Raw genomic sequence first — 15,620 nt, forward strand, 5'->3', positions numbered from 1 at the left:
CTCCCAGTATGTTGGCTGTGTGAGGACACCGGCGAACGTGGTGGCGGGAGTGGACTTCGGCGATGCCCAATTCGCCCAGGACGTCCGCGACGGGGTTGCCCGTATCGAGGCTCTGATGTCCGAGGAGCTGGGCAGGGCCGACGCCCTGATGTCAGAGGCGGTCAACCACCTCTTCCAGGCGGGCGGCAAGCGTTTCCGGCCGCTGTTCACCGTGCTGTCGGCCCAACTCGGTCCCGAGCCGGACGCGTGGCAGGTCACCGTCGCCGGCGCCGTGATCGAGCTGGTGCATCTGGCCACGCTGTATCACGACGACGTCATGGACGAGGCCCAGGTCCGTCGCGGTGCGCCCAGCGCCAACGCCCGGTGGGGTAACAACATCGCGATCCTGGCCGGCGACTACCTGTTCGCGACGGCCTCGCGCCTGACCAGCCGGCTGGGCCCCGAGGCGGTGCGCATCATCGCCGACACGTTCGCTCTGCTCGTGACGGGCCAGATGCGCGAGACCCGTGGCGCCGCCGACCAGGTCGATTCGGTCGACCACTACCTGAAGGTCGTCTACGAGAAGACGGCCTGCCTGATCTCGGCGTCGGGCAGGTTCGGGGCGACGTTCTCCGGCGCCGACGAGGCGCAGATCGAACGGCTCGCCAAGCTCGGCGGGATCGTCGGCACCGCGTTCCAGATCTCCGACGACATCATCGACATCGACAGCGACGCCGACGAGTCGGGCAAGGTTCCCGGCACCGACCTGCGCGAGGGTGTGCACACCCTGCCGGTGCTGTACGCGTTGCGCGAAACCGGTCCGGACGCAGACCGGTTGCGCGAGCTGCTGGCCGGTCCGGTCACCGACGACGCCGACGTCGCCGAGGCGTTGCGCCTGCTGCGCGGGTCGCAGGGCATCCGCAAGGCCAAGGAGACGGTCATCGGGTACGCGCAGGAAGCGCAGCGGGAGCTCGACCAGCTCCCGGACGTGCCGGGCCGTCAGGCGCTCGCGAGCCTGGTCGACTACACCGTCAATCGGCACGGCTAGCGGGTCGGAACCCGGGCGGGCTGTCCGGTCGTTGCCTCTGCGATGACCCACGCAGGTTTCTACACGCAGGTTTCTACAAGGAGGAACCCACGATGACTTGGCACCCGCACGCCAACAGGGCCAAGACGTTCCTGTTGCTGGCGGTGTTCTCCGGTCTGATCGTCGCCGTCGGCGCCATGTTCGGCCGCAACATCATGTTCCTGGCGGTGTTATTCGCGCTCGGCATGAACGCCTACGTGTACTTCAACAGCGACAAGCTCGCGCTTCGCGCCATGCACGCCCAGCCGGTCAACGAGATGCAGGCGCCGGTGATGTACAAGATCGTGCGCGAGCTCGCGACGACGGCGCGCCAGCCGATGCCGCGGCTCTACATCAGCGACACCGCCGCCCCCAACGCGTTCGCGACCGGCCGCAACCCGCGCAACTCGGCGGTGTGCTGCACCACGGGCATCCTGCAGATGCTCAACGAGCGCGAGCTGCGTGCCGTGCTCGGCCATGAGCTGTCCCACGTCTACAACCGCGACATCCTGATCTCGTGCGTCGCCGGTGCGATGGCCTCGGTCATCACCGCGCTGGCCAACCTCGCGTTCTTTGCGAGCATGTTCGGTGGTAACCGCGACGGTGGCACCAATCCCTTTGCGATCCTTCTGGTTTCGCTGCTCGGCCCGATCGCGGCGACGGTCATCCGGCTGGCGGTGTCGCGGTCGCGCGAGTACCAGGCCGACCAGTCCGGTGCCGAGCTGACGGGCGACCCGCTGGCGTTGGCCAGTGCGCTGCGCAAGATCAGCTCCGGGGTGGAGCGGGCGCCGCTGCCGCCGGAACCGCAGCTGGCCGACCAGGCGCACCTGATGATCGCCAACCCTTTCCGCGCGGGCGAGAAGATCGGCAAGCTGTTCGCGACGCACCCGCCGATGGCCGACCGCATCGCGCGACTGGAGGCGATGGCCGGGCGCGGGCCTGGTCAGTACTGACACCCCCGTCACTTTCGGGCGAGATCTGCACACCCGCGGGCACCCGTTTAGGGTGTGGTCCGTGCTGAGCAGAATCATGATCGTGCTGGCCGGAGCCGCGGCAGCGGTGCTCGGCGCCTCGGGTGTGGCCTCGGCGGAGCCGGTGCTGCCGAATATCAACGCGATGCCGCCGGCGAACCCGAAGGACTACGCCGCCAACGACGGCGCCTGGTACGTGTTCAGCGCACTCGACGGCGTCACCTGCGTGCTGGACCGCGGGTCGGGCAGCTACGGCTGCAGCGGGCCGCTGCCTGCCGCGCCGGGCGGGGCGAACCTGGTCACGGGTAACGCCGGCGGCGGCGTGGGGTTCGCCAACGCTGCGCAGCCGATGTACGGGATCGTCGAGAACGCCCCGGCGCTGGCGCCCCACAGCCGCCTCAGTTTCAAGACCGTGAGCTGCGGCACCGACGGGTTCGCGACGTCGTGCATCAACACGTTCAACCAGTCGGGCTTCGTCATCAGCCCGACCGGTTCGTACGCGTTCTGAAACACTGCCGACCCTTTTGCCGACACTTAGGCTGTGATGGTGCTGAGCCGATCTGTAGTCGCTGCCGTGTGCGTCGCCGCGGCCGGTGTCCTCAACGCGTCCGGCCTGGCCGCGGCGCAACCGCCGCCGCCACCGCCCCCTCCGCCGGCTCCCGACATCAATGCCTATCCACCGGCCAACCCGAAGGACTTCGCGGTCCATCAGGGGTCGGCGTACGCGTTCACCACCGCCGGTCTGACGTGCATGGTGCAGCGCTCGGGACCCTACGGGTGCAGCGGGGTCCTGCCCGGTGCCCCCAACAACGCGAACCTGGTGAGCGGCCGCTCCGGAACGGTTCCGGGGTTCGGCGCCGCACCGCAGCCGATCGTCGGCGAACCGGTCAACGCGCTGCCGCCGAACACCCGGATCAGCTTCGGCACCGTGAGCTGCGGCGGGGACGGCACCGTCACGGCGTGCGTCGACAGCATGAATCAGGCCGGCTTCGTGGTCAGCCCGGATGCCACCTGGATCGTGAACGCGGTCAACCCGCTGGTCGCGCGTCCCGAGGGCACGAACCCGTACTTCAACTAGGGGTCAGAACCCCGAGCCGTGCACCTCGTGCCCGGGCTTCTCGGCGACCAGACCGTGGTAGGCCTGCTCGACGGTCGAGCCGTGGTTCACGACCCCGTCGACCTCGCGCGCGATCGGCATGGAGATCCCGTACTTCTCGGCGAACTCCATGATGACGCTGGCGGCCTTGACCCCTTCGGCGACCTGGTTCATCGCGGCGATGATCTCCTCGATCGTCTTGCCCTGACCGAGCTGCTCGCCGACGTGCCGGTTGCGGCTGCGCTGCGAGGTGCACGTCACGATGAGGTCGCCCATACCGGCCAGGCCGGCGAAGGTGTCGCGGTGCCCGCCCATCGCGACGCCCATCTTCGACATCTCGTTGACGGCGCGGGCCATCACCATCGCGCGGGTGTTCTCGCCGATGCCCAGCGAGTAGCCCATGCCGACGGCGATCGCGTAGACGTTCTTCAGCGCACCGGCGATCTCGACGCCGACGACGTCGTCGGTGGTGTAGGTACGAAAACGCTTGGTACGAAACAGGTTCGCGAGATTGGCGGCGAGATGCTGGTCGGGCATCGCGAGCACCGCGGCGGCGGCGTACCCGTCGGCGACCTCGCGGGCGATGTTGGGTCCGGCGAGGATCCCGGCGGGATGGCCCGGCAGCACCTCGTCAACGATCTGGCTCATCCGGTAGTTGGTGCCCTGTTCGAGGCCCTTGACCAACGACACCACCGGAACCCACGGTCGTAGCTCCTTGGCCAGTTCGGTGAGCACGCCGCGGAATCCGTGCGACGGTACGCCCATCACGATCACGTCGGCGCACTCGGCGGCCTCGGAGAAGTCGGTCGTGGCCTTCAGGGTGTGGGCGAGTTCGACATCGTCGCCGAGGTACTTGCTGTTGCGGTGGTTGTCGTTGATGTCGCTCGCGGTTTCCTCCGAGCGCACCCACTGCAGCGTCGGGCCGCGCCGGGCGCAGATCGACGCGACGGTGGTTCCCCAGGAGCCGCCGCCGAGAACAACAACCTTGGGTTCGCGCTGCGCAGGTGCCATGGCGATCACCCTAGGTCGGGGGAGCCACCCCGAGGGCGGAAATGACGTCGCTCAGGTCCGCGGGCGACGAGCGTGGGGCCCGTGTACGCGCAACGACGGTTTCGCGTACACAAGGCCCACGGTCGCTGCGCTCAGCGGTAGTTGACGAACTGCACCGCGAAGTCGAGGTCGGCGCCGCGCAGCAGGGACTGGACGGCCTGCAGATCGTCGCGCTTCTTGGAGCTGACGCGGATCTCCTCGCCCTGGATCTGCGCCTTCACACCCTTGGGGCCCTCGTCGCGGATCAGCTTGGTGACCTTCTTGGCGTCCTCGCTCGAGATGCCCTGCTTGATGCTGCCGATCACCTTGTAGGTCTTGCCCGACGGTTGCGGGTCGCCGGCGTCGAACGCCTTCATCGAGATGTCGCGGCGGATCAGCTTCTCTTTGAAGACGTCCACGGCGGCCTTGACGCGTTCTTCGGTGGAGGAGACGAGGATGATGCCTTCTTCGCCCTGCCACTCGATGGTGGTGTCGGTGCCCCGGAAGTCGAATCGGGTGGCCAGCTCTTTGGCCGCCTGGTTGAGCGCGTTGTCGACCTCCTGGCGGTCGACCTTGCTGACGATGTCGAACGAAGAATCCGCCATTGGACCCGTCCCTCCCTCGCGGTGTCGGTGCTTGCGACCATCTTGGCCGTAGCCGGCGGTGACAGCCAAACCACCCTGGCGATTTGTTGTGGGGGTATGGGTTCGTTATATCCTGCTGTGCGCGCTCCACAGCGCACGCAGCACCCCGGCAGGTTGCCCGAGCGGCCAATGGGAGCGGACTGTAAATCCGTCGGCTAACGCCTACACAGGTTCGAATCCTGTACCTGCCACGCTGGTCAGGCCCCCTTTCGAGGGGGCCTGCTTGCGTTCTGGGGGACGGCCGTCCGCAGTGCGTCCGCAGTAGTCGCGGCAGCCGCATCGAACGCGGCCGCTACGGCGTCCAGATCGTCCGGGAACAAGTGGCCGTAGCGGTCCAGCGTCAGCACCGCCGACTTATGGCCCAAGAGCTTCTGTACGACCTTGATGTTCGCCCCTGACCGAATGGCCAAGCTGGCGCATGTATGCCGCAGGTCGTGCAGCCGCGCACCCTCGCACCCGTCGACCGCCGCCGAGGCCTTCTGGAAGGTGTAGCGGGCCTGACCGAGCGTCAGGTACCCCCCGCCGCGCGCAGACGGGAACACTAACGCCGTCTTGTCCCGGTCGCCGATCTCCGTCTCCAGCATCCTCGCCACGAACGCTGGCACCGGCACCGTGCGATTGGTGTGATTCTTCGTCGACCCCTCAACCAACCCTGTCTTGCGGACGTACGTCACTGACCGCCGCACCCGAATCCGGCGGCCCATCACATCGACATCAGCCACCTGGAGCGCGGCGGCCTCGCCGAACCGCAGACCGCAGTAGCCGAGGACCAGGACCAGCGTCCGTAGCCGGCCTGACGCGACAGCGATCCTGTGCAGCTGCTCGTGTGTCAGGTACCGCTGCTCGGTATCGGGCAACACCGGCAGTTCCAAGTCCTCGGCGGGATTAGCCGCCAGGTGCTTGGCCTTCACCGCGAACCGCAATACGGCACCGACGAGCTGGTGCGCTTGCCGCACTCGTGACGCGCTCAACCCCTTGCCCTCGAAGCGAACCGACCCCTCGACGGACAGACCCGTCACCCACACCTGCAGGTCTTCGAATCGGATTTCCCGTAGTGCCACATCCTTCCACCGAGGCAAAACGATGGTGTCAAGCAGCGAGCGGTATCCCGCAACAGTTTTCGCCGACCGATGCGCCTTCGTGGATATCCACCTCTCGGCCATCGTCCCGAAGGTGATGCCCGATAGTGCCGGATCGGTCCAGGTGCCGGTGACTTGATCGGAAACCTGTTTGTTCAGCCAGTTCTGCGCGTCAGCCTTACGGCCGAATCCCTTGGCATGTTCTTTCCCGTTCTCGTCGACATACCGTGCACGCCAACGCAACCCATTGCCGTTGGCCGCGGATGGGGCTGTCTCTGTCGTGCCGTCGTGGAGTCGGACCGTCTTCGTCCAGCGATCCTCGACACCGGAGCGGCGGTTACGCGTCTGGGTCATCTAAGTCATCGAAGTCATCTAGGCCATCGGGCGGCGCTGGCCGATACTTCAGCGCATCGAGCATCGCCAGTTGAGAAATTGAGGGATGTATCGGCCGCAATTCTGTACCTCTCACTCGATCAAGAACTTCCCGATACGAATCCCCCTTGAACTCGTCGCGAAGGTCGGTCATAAATTCTTGTTTCCGCAGCGTGGACATAATCTCCCGGTTCAATTCACGCCCCCAGTTTGTAAGCAGCCAAGACTCCGCCCACGCCTTCATCGGGCCCAGATCGGCAGTCCTGCCGTCTTCGTCTGACGCCGATTCCTGATCCAGCGCCGCCATTAGAAGGGCGAGGTCCACCAACTGCGGCGCCAGGTCGGCCGCGAACTCTTTCAGCGCCTTACGGTGGCCTCGGAAATCCTTGTTCAGTTGCAGCAATAGCCCTCGCGCCGCTCGGTCCTCACGCCCCGCGAGCAGCATGTAGTCCTGGACCCCCAACACCTTCGCCACCGCGCGCGCCTCGCTGAAGCGCAACGGACGCGTGCCCTTCTCGATCTTCAGAATCGTCTGCTGGTGGACACGCTCGCCCAGTGACCGGCCAAGCGCCTCGGCCAATTCAAGCTGCGACATGCCGATAGCCGTCCTGTAGGCCCTGATGTTCGCACCAACCAACTGGTCGAACCCAACCTCGGCCCCACCGTCCCCACCGTCGCCTGTCACGCGCCAAACGCTACAACGTGACATCACCTTGACTCAACACCCAAACGGTTGCTACTTTCTGGTTGTCGAATACCAACAACGAAAGGGTTGATTTGGATGGCAGGTGACGAGCTGCTCCACACCAAGCAGGTTGAAGAGCAGTACGGGATCAACGCCGGAACGCTGCGGTTCTGGAGGTCTACGGACCAGGGGCCGGCGTCCTTCACGCTCGGCCGACGTGGCCGCGTCGTGTACCGGCGCAGCGAGGTTGAACGCTGGCTGGCCGAGCAGGAGGCCACAACCCGGCGCGGTGGTGGCGACGCAGCGTGAGCCATCCCCACATCACACAAGCCGACCGGGACGCGCTCGACGACCGCGGCCTAGTCGACGACGACAACACGGAAATGCTGACGGCTCCCGTGAACCCGGTTGTTGACGCAACCGGCGGGAGCCGTCCGAACCCACCAATCAGCAGAAAGGCAAGTTCATGACAACAACTGTAACCCCACCCACCGACGAACTGGTCGATGGACGCGGCGGCCGCTGGCTCGGCAAGCGCGGCATCTACCGCCACAACCAGCCTGCGGTCGAGTGCGTCGATGTCGAGGACGGAGGTGTGGCGTTTCACACGATGGTCACCTCTGTTGGCTGGGACCCAGGCATCAAGGGTGAACTGATCCGCTGGGTGGCCAGCGACGGCGAAGTCGGATACGAGGTGCGCATCAACGGCACCGAAGAGGACGCGGGTACGTGCGATGTCGCTGCATTCAGCATCGACAGTCTGGGCGCACTGGCCAAAGTCGCCAACGACCTCCGCTACGAGTGGGAGATCATCACCGGCGTCTACGCATCCGAGGGCATCCGCTGGAGTGTCTGGTGAACGACGCTAACCTCGACGACCCGAACGAGGCGATCCGAACCAACCTCGAATCCGCACGGGAACACGTGAAGGCCGGCGGGGCGCGCCTCATCGCCGACACCTTTCCGCTCGTGAATGTCGACAGCCGTCGGGCCATCGCCGAGATCACCGCGAACCTGATTTCGCTTGAGGAAGCCATCGACGGTGTGATCGGGAGCGAGGCCGGCGGATAAATGACAGATGCAAGGTTCCCGGACCGGTGGCTGTCCGACCGTCGTCTCCAGCGGTTGTCGGACAGCCACTTCCGGGCCTTCATCACCTCGTTGGCGTGGTCGGTGTCGAACCGGACAGACGGGGTGATCGAGCCCGAGGATCTGGGACTGATTCCGAACTTCTCTGCCGGTGCCGTGAAGGCATTCATGGACGCAGACCTGTGGTCCCCGCTCGTGAAGGGTTGGCTGATCACCGACTACGCGACGACTCAGACCAGCCGGGAACAGCTTTCGGCCGCGGAGATGGCTCGTGCCCGGGATCGGGAGAAGAAGGCCCGACAGCGCGCGGCGAAGAAGTCGGCTGCGACCAGTGCAGATGCAGATGTCCCCGGAGACGTCCCAGGGGATGTCCCGGGGGACAACACAGGACAGGACAGGCCAGGACAGGCTAGGCGTAGTAAAGGGGAGGTACCACCTCCGCTTGCCGCTGTCGTGAACGGTCCCCCGCAGTGGCGCGGCTCTGGTCCTAACCCATTCGATGAATACAAGTAGCAGCAACAACTTTCAGAGGAGATCAAGGTGAGTGAAGTACAGGTGATGGAGGACCACGAGGTTTTGGTCCCGCTCGACCGTTCGGGTGCGGAGAAGCTTGACGGTCGTATCCGCCGGTTGGCCAAGCAGGCGGGGGATCAGCTCCTCCAGGTCGGTCGGCTCCTCGATGAGGCCCGGGCCGGCCGCGCACACGAGGCGTTGGGGTTCCCGAGCTGGACGGCCTATGTCGCCGACGCGCTCGGCGGGACGCTGCAGCTTTCGGGGGAGGCGCGCCAGGCGATGGTCCAGATGATGGCGGGGGAGGGCATGTCTGTCCGGGCTATCGCGGCCGCGACCGGTGTCAGCAAGTCGACCGTCGACCGAGACCTCGCGCAGGTGCCACATGATGACGGTGCGAGTGCGCCGGAATCAACTGTCCCACAACGGGACAGTTCAGATTCAGACCGCGCGGACGTGGACCCCGGACCGACCGGTGAGAAGGTCACCACCGGACTCGACGGCAAGTCTCGACGGCGCAAGCCGCGGGCCAAGAAGGAACCCAAACAGGAACCGGTGGTCGAGCTGAAAACGGAGCCCGTCAGCACTCGGCAAATCCAGATCCCTACTGCCTATCGCGCGTCGATCAAGACGCTGAGCACCGTCGCCTGCAGCATGCGGGATCTGGTCGACGATCCACGCTGGTCGAAAGCTCGGGATCGGTTCACCGAAAAAGACCGCGTGGAGCTGGACGGCAACATCGCGGTTCTCCAGACGCTGCGCGCCGCGATGGAAAACACTGCGGTGAACCGTACCGGCGATGTTTCCGAGGAGAGGACAGCATGACCGAACCGACACCCGACTACCATGCCCGCGCTGGGATGTACCGCCTATTGGTGGGGTATGGCGCAATGACGCTCACCGGCAATCCCGGCGGTGCTGCCGTCTACAACTCAGCACTCGACAATGCCCTCGCCGACCCGCGCCTCAAACGCATCCTCAATCAACTTGTGGGCGTGGTCTTCGCCACCCACCTGCAGTCCTGTGGTGACGACCCGAAAGCCACCGTGGAGATGATCGTGCGGGAGCTGCGAGCCGCTGAGGATCTGGCCGGTCTCGATGACCAGGACGGCGAGCGATGACCGGTGAACCGAAGCTCGCTTGGCAGCACGCATGGGATTACGGCATCGAGACGGGCCGCTACATCCTGGTGGGGGAACCGGGAGACCGCTGGGAAGACGCTGTTCTGCACAAGGGCCCGAACTTCGACACCGCCCCACTGCACACCGACCCGCGCATCGCCGCCGAGCAACAGATTCTTGACAACATGGTGCGCGCCCAGGCGAAGGCCGAAGAGGAGGGGTCGTGAGGATCAACGCCTACAACGGCATCGAGCCACGCGCATGGGCCAGCGCCAACAAGCGGGTACAGATCCAGCTCGGTGTCCATCGGATCACCGCGTTGCCCGATGAGGCGGCCGAGTTCGCACGCAGGCTGGCCGCCGCCGAGCGAGCCGAAGCTGGCGAGGTCGATCGGTGACCCTCAAGCCCTGCATCGACTGCGGTGTGCCGAGTGCCTCGACCCGGTGCTCAGCCCACCGCGGCTACGACGCGGCATGGACCAGGCTCAGCCAGCGTGCCCGCAAGCTGCAACGGTTCTGCTCCGACTGCGGCGCCACCGAGAACCTGCAGGCCGACCACAGCCCCGAGGCATGGGCACGCCGAGCGGCCGGCAAGCGTATCCGCCTCAAGGACATCGACGTCGTGTGCGGACCATGCAACACCACGAGAGGACAGGCACGACCAGATCCGTTGCAGCACAACCATACTCGCAGGTCAGTAAGTGGGGGGATGCCCCGAGCGAAAGCCCAGGCCAGACCGCCCAGCCGAGAAGCCGATTACACACCCTTGGGGGGTATGAGGTGAAGGCAGGCCCGAAGGCCGCAGTCGATGACAGTCCGTTGCCGTTCCGCCCCAGCTCAGAGGTGGAATCTGAGCGTTTTCTTGCGTTCGCCGACAAGTTCATTCGGGTGCCGAAGGGTACGAACTCCCGCGGGAAGCTCAACCCTCGCCCGTGGCAGATGGACATCGTGCGGGACGTGCTGGACTCCGGTGCTCGCACGGTAGGGCTGATGCTGCCGAGGGGGTCGGGCAAAACGACGTTGAACGCGGCCATCGGGCTGTACGTGTTCTTCTGCTGGGGCGACGGTGCGAACGTGGTGGTGTTCGCGGTCGATGAGAAACAGGCGAATCTGGCGTTCTCGGCGGCCCGACGCATGGTCGAGTTGTCACCCGAGCTTGCCAACAGGTGCCAGGTGTTCAAAGAGCGCTTGTATCTGCCCTCCTCAGACTCGTCGTTCGCCGTGTACGCGGCGTCACCGGCTGGGGCGGAAGGGCTCGATTATGTGCTGGCAATCTGCGACGAGGCCGGTGTCATCAACCGCGACCTTTTCGAGGTTGTGCAGCTCGCCCAGGGCAAGAGGAAACGCTCAGTGGTGGTGGCCATCGGGACGCCCGGACCGAGGCTCGACGATCAGGTCCTCCTGGATCTGCGGGCCTATGCAGCCGAGCACCCCGAGGACCGATCGCAGGTGTGGCGGGAGTTCAGCGCAGCGGGTTTCGAGGATCACCCGCCGGACTGCGAACACTGCTGGAAGCTGGCCAACCCGGCGTTGGATGACTTTCTGCACCGCGACGCCTTGCACGCCTTGCTGCCACCGAAGGTGCGAGAGAGCACGTTCCGGCGGGCTCGGCTGTGTCAGCTCGCCAGCGCGACTGACAATGCGTTCCTGCCCAGTGGGGTCTGGGACGGACTCAGTACCGGCGTCGGCATTCCCGCGGGCCGTGAGGTGGTCGTCGCTCTCGACGGTTCGTTCAGTGACGACACCACCGCGCTGCTTGTCGCTACCGTCTCGCCGACACCGCACTTCGACGTCATCAAGGTCTGGGAGCGACCCCGAGGTGACGACGATTACCGGGTGCCGGTCGCCGACGTCGAGGACGAGATCCGCGCCGCGTGCCGACGCTGGCAAGTCGTCGAGGTGATCGCCGACCCGTTCCGCTGGACCCGCACCTTGCAAGTCCTGGAATCCGAGCGGCTGCCTGTCGTCGAGTTCCCGCACAGCCCATCGCGTCTGACGACCGCGACGGGCGACCTGTACAGCGCTGCGGTGAACGGCCGGATCACTCACTCCGGTAATGCCACCTTGGCCGCTCACGTCGCGGCTGCGGTCATCCGCGAGGACGCGCGGGGGATGCGGCTGGACAAGGCGTCACGGTCCCGTACCGCTCCGAAGATCGACCTGGCCGCTTGTCTGGTCATGGCCCATAGTCGCGCCACCTGGCGTGCAACCAAGAAACGCAACAGAGCAAGGAGTTTCGCATCGTGACAACCCAAGACGAACTACTGACCCGGCTGATTCAGCGGCTCAACATGCCGTTGGCCAGATACTCCGATTTGGACAGATACTACGAGGGCCGGCCGCCGTTGGCGTTCCTCTCACCCGAGGCAAAGACCGCTCTGGGCAACAGGTTCGGCATCATGTCGAGCAACATTCCACGCCTGTCTGTGACGGCACTCGCTGAGCGGCTGCGGATCACCGGGTTCTCCGGGGACGAGGCGCTGTGGGCCGATTGGATTCGCAACGACCTCGATCAGACCAGCGGTGTCGCCCACCGAGAAGCGCTGCTGCTCGGCGACTCCTACGTCATCGTCTGGGCCGATAGGTTCGGCCGGCCGTCCGTGACCGTCGAGAGCGGCAAGCAGGTTGCCGTACAGACCGACCCCGGCACCCGACAGATCACCGCCGCGGTGAAGCGTTGGGAGGACAAGGACCGCAACGTCACTCACGCGGTTCTCTATGAGCCCGACCAGATCACGCGCCTGATTGCCCAGCAGGTCGGCGCAATCACCGGATTCACCGCCGTCGAGTCCATCGCCAACCCGCTCGGTGTCGTCCCGGTCGTGAACCTGCGCAACACTGACCGCATCGTCGGAGAGTGGGGGATCAGTGAGATTGACGACCTCAAGCCGCTCGTCGACGCGCTTAACAAGAGCCTGGCCGACATGATGGTCACCTCCGAATATGTCGGCCGGCCGCGCCGCTGGGCCACCGGCATCGAACTGACCGAGGCCCCGGTGATCGACGACGAGGGAAATCCGGTCCTCGACGAGGACGACCAGCCGGTGATGATCGAGGTCAACCCGATCCCCGAGGGCCACCGCGCGATGATCTCGGAGAACAACGAAGCGAAGTTCGGGCAGCTCAACGCGGCCGATCTCGGCGGCTACGAGGCCAGTGTGCGGGTCATCCTCGGCCAGATCATGGCTGTGTCAACGCTTCCTGCGCACTACGTCGGGGTGTTCACCGATAACCCCGCCTCGGCAGACGCACTGCGTGCCGCCGAGGCGTCCCTGACCGCGCGCGCCGAGGCCCGGCAAGCCACCTTCGGCCGGTCCTGGGAGCAGGTCGCCAAGCTGATGATCGCGGTGCGGGATGGCCGAGACCCCAACGTCATCGACGACATCCGCGTGCACTGGGCCGACGCCGCGACCCGCTCTGTCGCCCAGGAGGCCGACGCCGTGGTCAAGCTGTACCAGGCCGGCCTACTGCCGCAGGCATACGCACTTGGCAAGCTCGGCTACTCCAACGACGAGATCGCCAAGGTGCTGGCGTCGGGAGCCGCTGCACCACAGGAGGATTCCAATGTGGCTTAGCGGTCGTGACTTCGCCTACAACATTCGCCTATCTCCTGTGTCCGGGCGGCCGATCCGGCTGCGCATCGGCGGTATGACCTACTGCATGGACGTTGCCGAAACCGTCGAACTGGCCAATGCACTCGCCGATGCAATCGACGACTACCAGAAGCTCCCACCCCAACCCGCCAGTACCGAAAGGACCGAACAATGAGCGACACCACCGACACCACGACCGAGCCCGCCGAGGATCGCGTTTCAGACGCGACCCCCGAGGGGGACACCTCAGACGCGACCGCCGAGGGGGACACCTCAGACGCGACCGCCGCGACGGACGCAGGGTCCGATTCCGAATCGGACCCCACGGACGACCCCGATACCTTCCCGCGTCACGTCGTCGAGGATCTGCGCAAGGAGAACGGACGCTACCGGCAGCGCGCTCAGCAGGCCGATGCCTACGCCCACCGGCTGCACCTCGAAATGGTCAAGGCCACCGGCAGATTGGCCGACCCGACCGACCTCGAGTTCGACGAGGCCCACCTCGACGACCCTGAGACGCTGGCCGCCGCCATCGACGACCTGCTCGGCCGCAAACCCCACCTGGCCACCCGCAAGCCCTCCGGTGACATCGGCCAAGGCCACCGCGGAGGAGCGGCTGAACCGTTCAGCTTGCTCGGCCTACTCAAAGAACGGACCTGAGCGCGCTACACTCAACCCTGTAGGGCCTGGCGCCCTCGCCCGATTGACGTCCTGGCGACGTGTCGATTCCCCCCAATCTGACACCGTTAGGACTCAATCGTGGCCATCGAAACCACTTCGGGTAACTCCACTCTCATTCAGTCGCAGGTAGCCAACCTGCTCGTCCAGCCGCTCGAACAGGCGTCAACGTTCCTCGCCGCCGGCCCGACAATCCTCGACTCGTCCAGCCCGGTACGCATCCCGCGCGTCGTCAACGGCGTCACCGCCGGGTTCGTCGCCGAGGGAGCCCAGATCAGTGACGGCGACGTCGCGTTCGACGAAGTGACCCTGCTGCCCTCGACACTCAAGGGCCTCAAGGTGTTGGTGAAGCTCACCAACGAACTGATCCGCACCTCGGTCGTCGGCCTGGAATCGGTGCTCCGTACCCGCCTGGTCGCTGACGTCGCCCACGCCCTCGACGCGGCACTGTGGGACGGCCCCGGCACGTCGAACACCATCAAGGGCATCCTTCGCCAGACCGGCATCGCGACCGGCACACTCGATCTCACCGACGCCGACAGCCTCATCGACGGCATCGCCACCGCCCAAGGCAACAAGGTCAACCCCTCGCACTGGGTGATGACGTCGGCATCGTTCGCCGCGCTGCGCAAGCTGAAGATCGCCGAGCCTGGCGCGACGTCGGATCAGGACTTCCGGCAATACCTGTTCGACCCCACCGGGATTCAGAACGGTACCGCGTTCCGCCTGTTCGGCCTGCCGGTCATCATCACCGACAACATCCCGGTCGCGTCGACGAAGAACCGTGTAGCCCTGGTTGACATGTCCAAGGTGGTCGTGGCCCGCGACGTCGACGCCGAGGTCAAGATCCTCGATCAGACGTGGGGTGACTACGACAGCATCGGTATCCGCGTGGTGTCCCGCTGGGATGTCGGCCTGCTGCAGGACAAGGCCGTCACGCTGCTCACCGAGGCATAATGCCGGTCACCGGCCAAGACGTCGCCGACTTCCTCGGTCAGGGAACAGACACCGCACTGGTGGCCCTGGCCGGGGAGGTCGTGCCCGTCATCACCGCAATGGTGTCCGCCTACACCCGTGGCCGCGGATTCACCGCCACCGAGCCCAACAACGAACTGGCCGCGGTCATCACCACCGCCTCGGCGCGCTTGGTCGCCAACCCCGAGCAGCTCTCCAGCAAGGTCGGCTCGGTGGAGATCCGTGGCGGATTCCAAGGGTTCAGCCTCGCGGAGACGTTCGTGCTCAACCGCTACCGCAGGACCGCGCTGTGATCCTCCACGACGAAGTCACCGTGCAATTCACGGTGATGTCCGACCCGCCCGTCTATGACGAGTACGGGTTCCCGCAGACGGAAACCGTCGACGAGACCGTGCGCGCCGAGGTGTTCCCGCTCGGCACCGAGGTCGTCGTCCAGGATGCCATCGTGTCCAGCCGCTACCGCATAGTCCTGGCCCCCACGGTGGACATTCCACCGGGCCTCGGCGACAACCTGCGCCTCGGGTGGGGACCGTTCGCCATCGACCCCGCCGACAGCGCCACCGGCCTACGGGTCGACGGCACTGTCGAACGGCATATGGTCCGCGGCCGGCTGCACCACTACGAGCTGATCACCAAGACCGTGGAGTAGTCGTTCCGTCCGCAGTGCGTCCGCAGTAGTTTCACGAACCGCCGTTTGCCGCCAACAGCACCAACGCTCTGACCTGCGCTTTACT

22 protein-coding genes and 1 tRNA gene are annotated in these 15,620 nt (G+C 65.7%); 19 read left to right on the top strand and 4 right to left on the bottom strand.

Annotation, left to right across the window (positions count from 1 at the left end; genetic code table 11):
• Nucleotides 1-19 precede the first annotated feature (19 nt).
• The 4 genes from grcC1 (at nt 20) to DYE23_RS04440 (ending at nt 3,094) form a co-directional block, all read left to right on the top strand.
• Complete coding sequence (gene grcC1, locus DYE23_RS04425) at nt 20-1,027, top strand: nonaprenyl/(2E,6E)-farnesyl/geranylgeranyl diphosphat synthase (RefSeq protein ID WP_172527704.1); 1,008 nt, start codon at nt 20-22, stop codon at nt 1,025-1,027.
• Nucleotides 1,028-1,119: 92 nt separating this feature from the next.
• Entirely contained in the window at nt 1,120-1,998 is an 879-nt protein-coding gene (gene htpX / locus DYE23_RS04430; protein ID WP_011896072.1) for a zinc metalloprotease HtpX, read from the top strand.
• A gap of 61 nt (nt 1,999-2,059) precedes the next feature.
• Nucleotides 2,060-2,524, top strand: coding sequence for a hypothetical protein (locus DYE23_RS04435; protein ID WP_041788374.1), 465 nt, complete (start codon nt 2,060-2,062; stop codon nt 2,522-2,524).
• Nucleotides 2,525-2,560: 36 nt separating this feature from the next.
• Nucleotides 2,561-3,094: a hypothetical protein gene (locus DYE23_RS04440; RefSeq protein ID WP_013470681.1), complete on the top strand. Its 534-nt coding sequence runs from the start codon at nt 2,561-2,563 to the stop codon at nt 3,092-3,094.
• 3 nt (nt 3,095-3,097) lie between these two features.
• On the opposite strand, the gene DYE23_RS04445 is transcribed toward DYE23_RS04440, so the two are convergent.
• On the bottom strand, nt 3,098-4,123 hold the full coding sequence (locus DYE23_RS04445; protein WP_011896069.1) for an NAD(P)H-dependent glycerol-3-phosphate dehydrogenase: 1,026 nt from the start codon (nt 4,121-4,123) through the stop codon (nt 3,098-3,100).
• Nucleotides 4,124-4,254: 131 nt separating this feature from the next.
• Nucleotides 4,255-4,746: a YajQ family cyclic di-GMP-binding protein gene (locus DYE23_RS04450; protein ID WP_115326592.1), complete on the bottom strand. Its 492-nt coding sequence runs from the start codon at nt 4,744-4,746 to the stop codon at nt 4,255-4,257.
• A 147-nt stretch (nt 4,747-4,893) separates the two neighbouring features.
• Here DYE23_RS04450 and DYE23_RS04455 point away from each other — a divergent pair.
• A tRNA-Tyr gene (locus tag DYE23_RS04455) sits at nt 4,894-4,976 on the top strand.
• 6 nt (nt 4,977-4,982) lie between these two features.
• Here DYE23_RS04455 and DYE23_RS04460 read toward each other — a convergent pair.
• Nucleotides 4,983-6,218, bottom strand: a complete 1,236-nt coding sequence (locus DYE23_RS04460; protein ID WP_115326593.1) for a tyrosine-type recombinase/integrase — start codon at nt 6,216-6,218, stop codon at nt 4,983-4,985.
• Complete coding sequence (locus DYE23_RS04465) at nt 6,202-6,921, bottom strand: helix-turn-helix domain-containing protein (RefSeq protein ID WP_172527705.1); 720 nt, start codon at nt 6,919-6,921, stop codon at nt 6,202-6,204. The genes DYE23_RS04460 and DYE23_RS04465 overlap by 17 nt, the downstream gene beginning before the upstream one ends.
• Nucleotides 6,922-7,017: 96 nt before the next feature.
• On the opposite strand from DYE23_RS04465, the gene DYE23_RS04470 reads away from it, so the two are divergent.
• From DYE23_RS04470 to DYE23_RS04540, 14 genes are all read left to right on the top strand, one after another.
• Nucleotides 7,018-7,230 carry a helix-turn-helix domain-containing protein gene (locus tag DYE23_RS04470; protein ID WP_105389448.1) on the top strand — a complete coding sequence of 71 codons (213 nt, stop codon included), beginning with the start codon at nt 7,018-7,020 and terminating at the stop codon, nt 7,228-7,230.
• Between the two features lie 157 nt (nt 7,231-7,387).
• Entirely contained in the window at nt 7,388-7,780 is a 393-nt protein-coding gene (locus tag DYE23_RS04475; RefSeq protein WP_115326595.1) for a hypothetical protein, read from the top strand.
• Nucleotides 7,777-7,992, top strand: a complete 216-nt coding sequence (locus DYE23_RS04480; RefSeq protein ID WP_115326596.1) for a hypothetical protein — start codon at nt 7,777-7,779, stop codon at nt 7,990-7,992. Before DYE23_RS04475 ends, DYE23_RS04480 begins: the two co-directional genes overlap by 4 nt.
• Before the next feature lie 558 nt (nt 7,993-8,550).
• Nucleotides 8,551-9,345 (top strand): helix-turn-helix domain-containing protein, encoded by a 795-nt coding sequence (locus DYE23_RS04495; protein WP_147292261.1) that lies wholly within the window; start codon nt 8,551-8,553, stop codon nt 9,343-9,345.
• Nucleotides 9,342-9,641 (top strand): hypothetical protein, encoded by a 300-nt coding sequence (locus DYE23_RS04500; RefSeq protein WP_147292262.1) that lies wholly within the window; start codon nt 9,342-9,344, stop codon nt 9,639-9,641. Before DYE23_RS04495 ends, DYE23_RS04500 begins: the two co-directional genes overlap by 4 nt.
• Nucleotides 9,638-9,868: a hypothetical protein gene (locus DYE23_RS04505; RefSeq protein WP_115326601.1), complete on the top strand. Its 231-nt coding sequence runs from the start codon at nt 9,638-9,640 to the stop codon at nt 9,866-9,868. The genes DYE23_RS04500 and DYE23_RS04505 overlap by 4 nt, the downstream gene beginning before the upstream one ends.
• On the top strand, nt 9,865-10,038 hold the full coding sequence (locus DYE23_RS30750; protein WP_172527706.1) for a hypothetical protein: 174 nt from the start codon (nt 9,865-9,867) through the stop codon (nt 10,036-10,038). Before DYE23_RS04505 ends, DYE23_RS30750 begins: the two co-directional genes overlap by 4 nt.
• Nucleotides 10,039-10,420: 382 nt before the next feature.
• Nucleotides 10,421-11,887, top strand: a complete 1,467-nt coding sequence (locus DYE23_RS04515) for a terminase TerL endonuclease subunit (protein ID WP_115326602.1) — start codon at nt 10,421-10,423, stop codon at nt 11,885-11,887.
• Nucleotides 11,888-11,931: 44 nt separating this feature from the next.
• Nucleotides 11,932-13,215 (top strand): phage portal protein, encoded by a 1,284-nt coding sequence (locus DYE23_RS04520; RefSeq protein ID WP_115328860.1) that lies wholly within the window; start codon nt 11,932-11,934, stop codon nt 13,213-13,215.
• Nucleotides 13,205-13,408: a hypothetical protein gene (locus DYE23_RS30555; RefSeq protein WP_147292263.1), complete on the top strand. Its 204-nt coding sequence runs from the start codon at nt 13,205-13,207 to the stop codon at nt 13,406-13,408. Before DYE23_RS04520 ends, DYE23_RS30555 begins: the two co-directional genes overlap by 11 nt.
• Complete coding sequence (locus tag DYE23_RS04525; protein ID WP_115326603.1) at nt 13,405-13,893, top strand: hypothetical protein; 489 nt, start codon at nt 13,405-13,407, stop codon at nt 13,891-13,893. Before DYE23_RS30555 ends, DYE23_RS04525 begins: the two co-directional genes overlap by 4 nt.
• A 99-nt stretch (nt 13,894-13,992) precedes the next feature.
• On the top strand, nt 13,993-14,868 hold the full coding sequence (locus tag DYE23_RS04530) for a phage major capsid protein (protein ID WP_115326604.1): 876 nt from the start codon (nt 13,993-13,995) through the stop codon (nt 14,866-14,868).
• Complete coding sequence (locus DYE23_RS04535) at nt 14,868-15,179, top strand: hypothetical protein (RefSeq protein ID WP_115326605.1); 312 nt, start codon at nt 14,868-14,870, stop codon at nt 15,177-15,179. Before DYE23_RS04530 ends, DYE23_RS04535 begins: the two co-directional genes overlap by 1 nt.
• Entirely contained in the window at nt 15,176-15,535 is a 360-nt protein-coding gene (locus DYE23_RS04540) for a hypothetical protein (RefSeq protein WP_115326606.1), read from the top strand. Before DYE23_RS04535 ends, DYE23_RS04540 begins: the two co-directional genes overlap by 4 nt.
• Nucleotides 15,536-15,620: the final 85 nt, after the last annotated feature.

The sequence above is a fragment of the Mycolicibacterium gilvum genome (assembly GCF_900454025.1).
Taxonomy (GTDB): domain Bacteria; phylum Actinomycetota; class Actinomycetes; order Mycobacteriales; family Mycobacteriaceae; genus Mycobacterium; species Mycobacterium gilvum.

What these genes read in the sequence shown, in the direction of transcription:
- htpX (WP_011896072.1), top strand. Translation starts at nt 1,120, where the DNA reads ATGACTTGGCACCCGCACGCCAACAGGGCCAAGACGTTCCTGTTGCTG.
- DYE23_RS04440 (WP_013470681.1), top strand. Translation starts at nt 2,561, where the DNA reads ATGGTGCTGAGCCGATCTGTAGTCGCTGCCGTGTGCGTCGCCGCGGCC.
- DYE23_RS04445 (WP_011896069.1), bottom strand. Translation starts at nt 4,123, where the DNA reads ATGGCACCTGCGCAGCGCGAACCCAAGGTTGTTGTTCTCGGCGGCGGC.
- DYE23_RS04450 (WP_115326592.1), bottom strand. Translation starts at nt 4,746, where the DNA reads ATGGCGGATTCTTCGTTCGACATCGTCAGCAAGGTCGACCGCCAGGAG.
- DYE23_RS04460 (WP_115326593.1), bottom strand. Translation starts at nt 6,218, where the DNA reads ATGACCCAGACGCGTAACCGCCGCTCCGGTGTCGAGGATCGCTGGACG.
- DYE23_RS04470 (WP_105389448.1), top strand. Translation starts at nt 7,018, where the DNA reads ATGGCAGGTGACGAGCTGCTCCACACCAAGCAGGTTGAAGAGCAGTAC.
- DYE23_RS04475 (WP_115326595.1), top strand. Translation starts at nt 7,388, where the DNA reads ATGACAACAACTGTAACCCCACCCACCGACGAACTGGTCGATGGACGC.
- DYE23_RS04500 (WP_147292262.1), top strand. Translation starts at nt 9,342, where the DNA reads ATGACCGAACCGACACCCGACTACCATGCCCGCGCTGGGATGTACCGC.
- DYE23_RS04505 (WP_115326601.1), top strand. Translation starts at nt 9,638, where the DNA reads ATGACCGGTGAACCGAAGCTCGCTTGGCAGCACGCATGGGATTACGGC.
- DYE23_RS04520 (WP_115328860.1), top strand. Translation starts at nt 11,932, where the DNA reads ATGCCGTTGGCCAGATACTCCGATTTGGACAGATACTACGAGGGCCGG.
- DYE23_RS30555 (WP_147292263.1), top strand. Translation starts at nt 13,205, where the DNA reads ATGTGGCTTAGCGGTCGTGACTTCGCCTACAACATTCGCCTATCTCCT.
- DYE23_RS04525 (WP_115326603.1), top strand. Translation starts at nt 13,405, where the DNA reads ATGAGCGACACCACCGACACCACGACCGAGCCCGCCGAGGATCGCGTT.
- DYE23_RS04535 (WP_115326605.1), top strand. Translation starts at nt 14,868, where the DNA reads ATGCCGGTCACCGGCCAAGACGTCGCCGACTTCCTCGGTCAGGGAACA.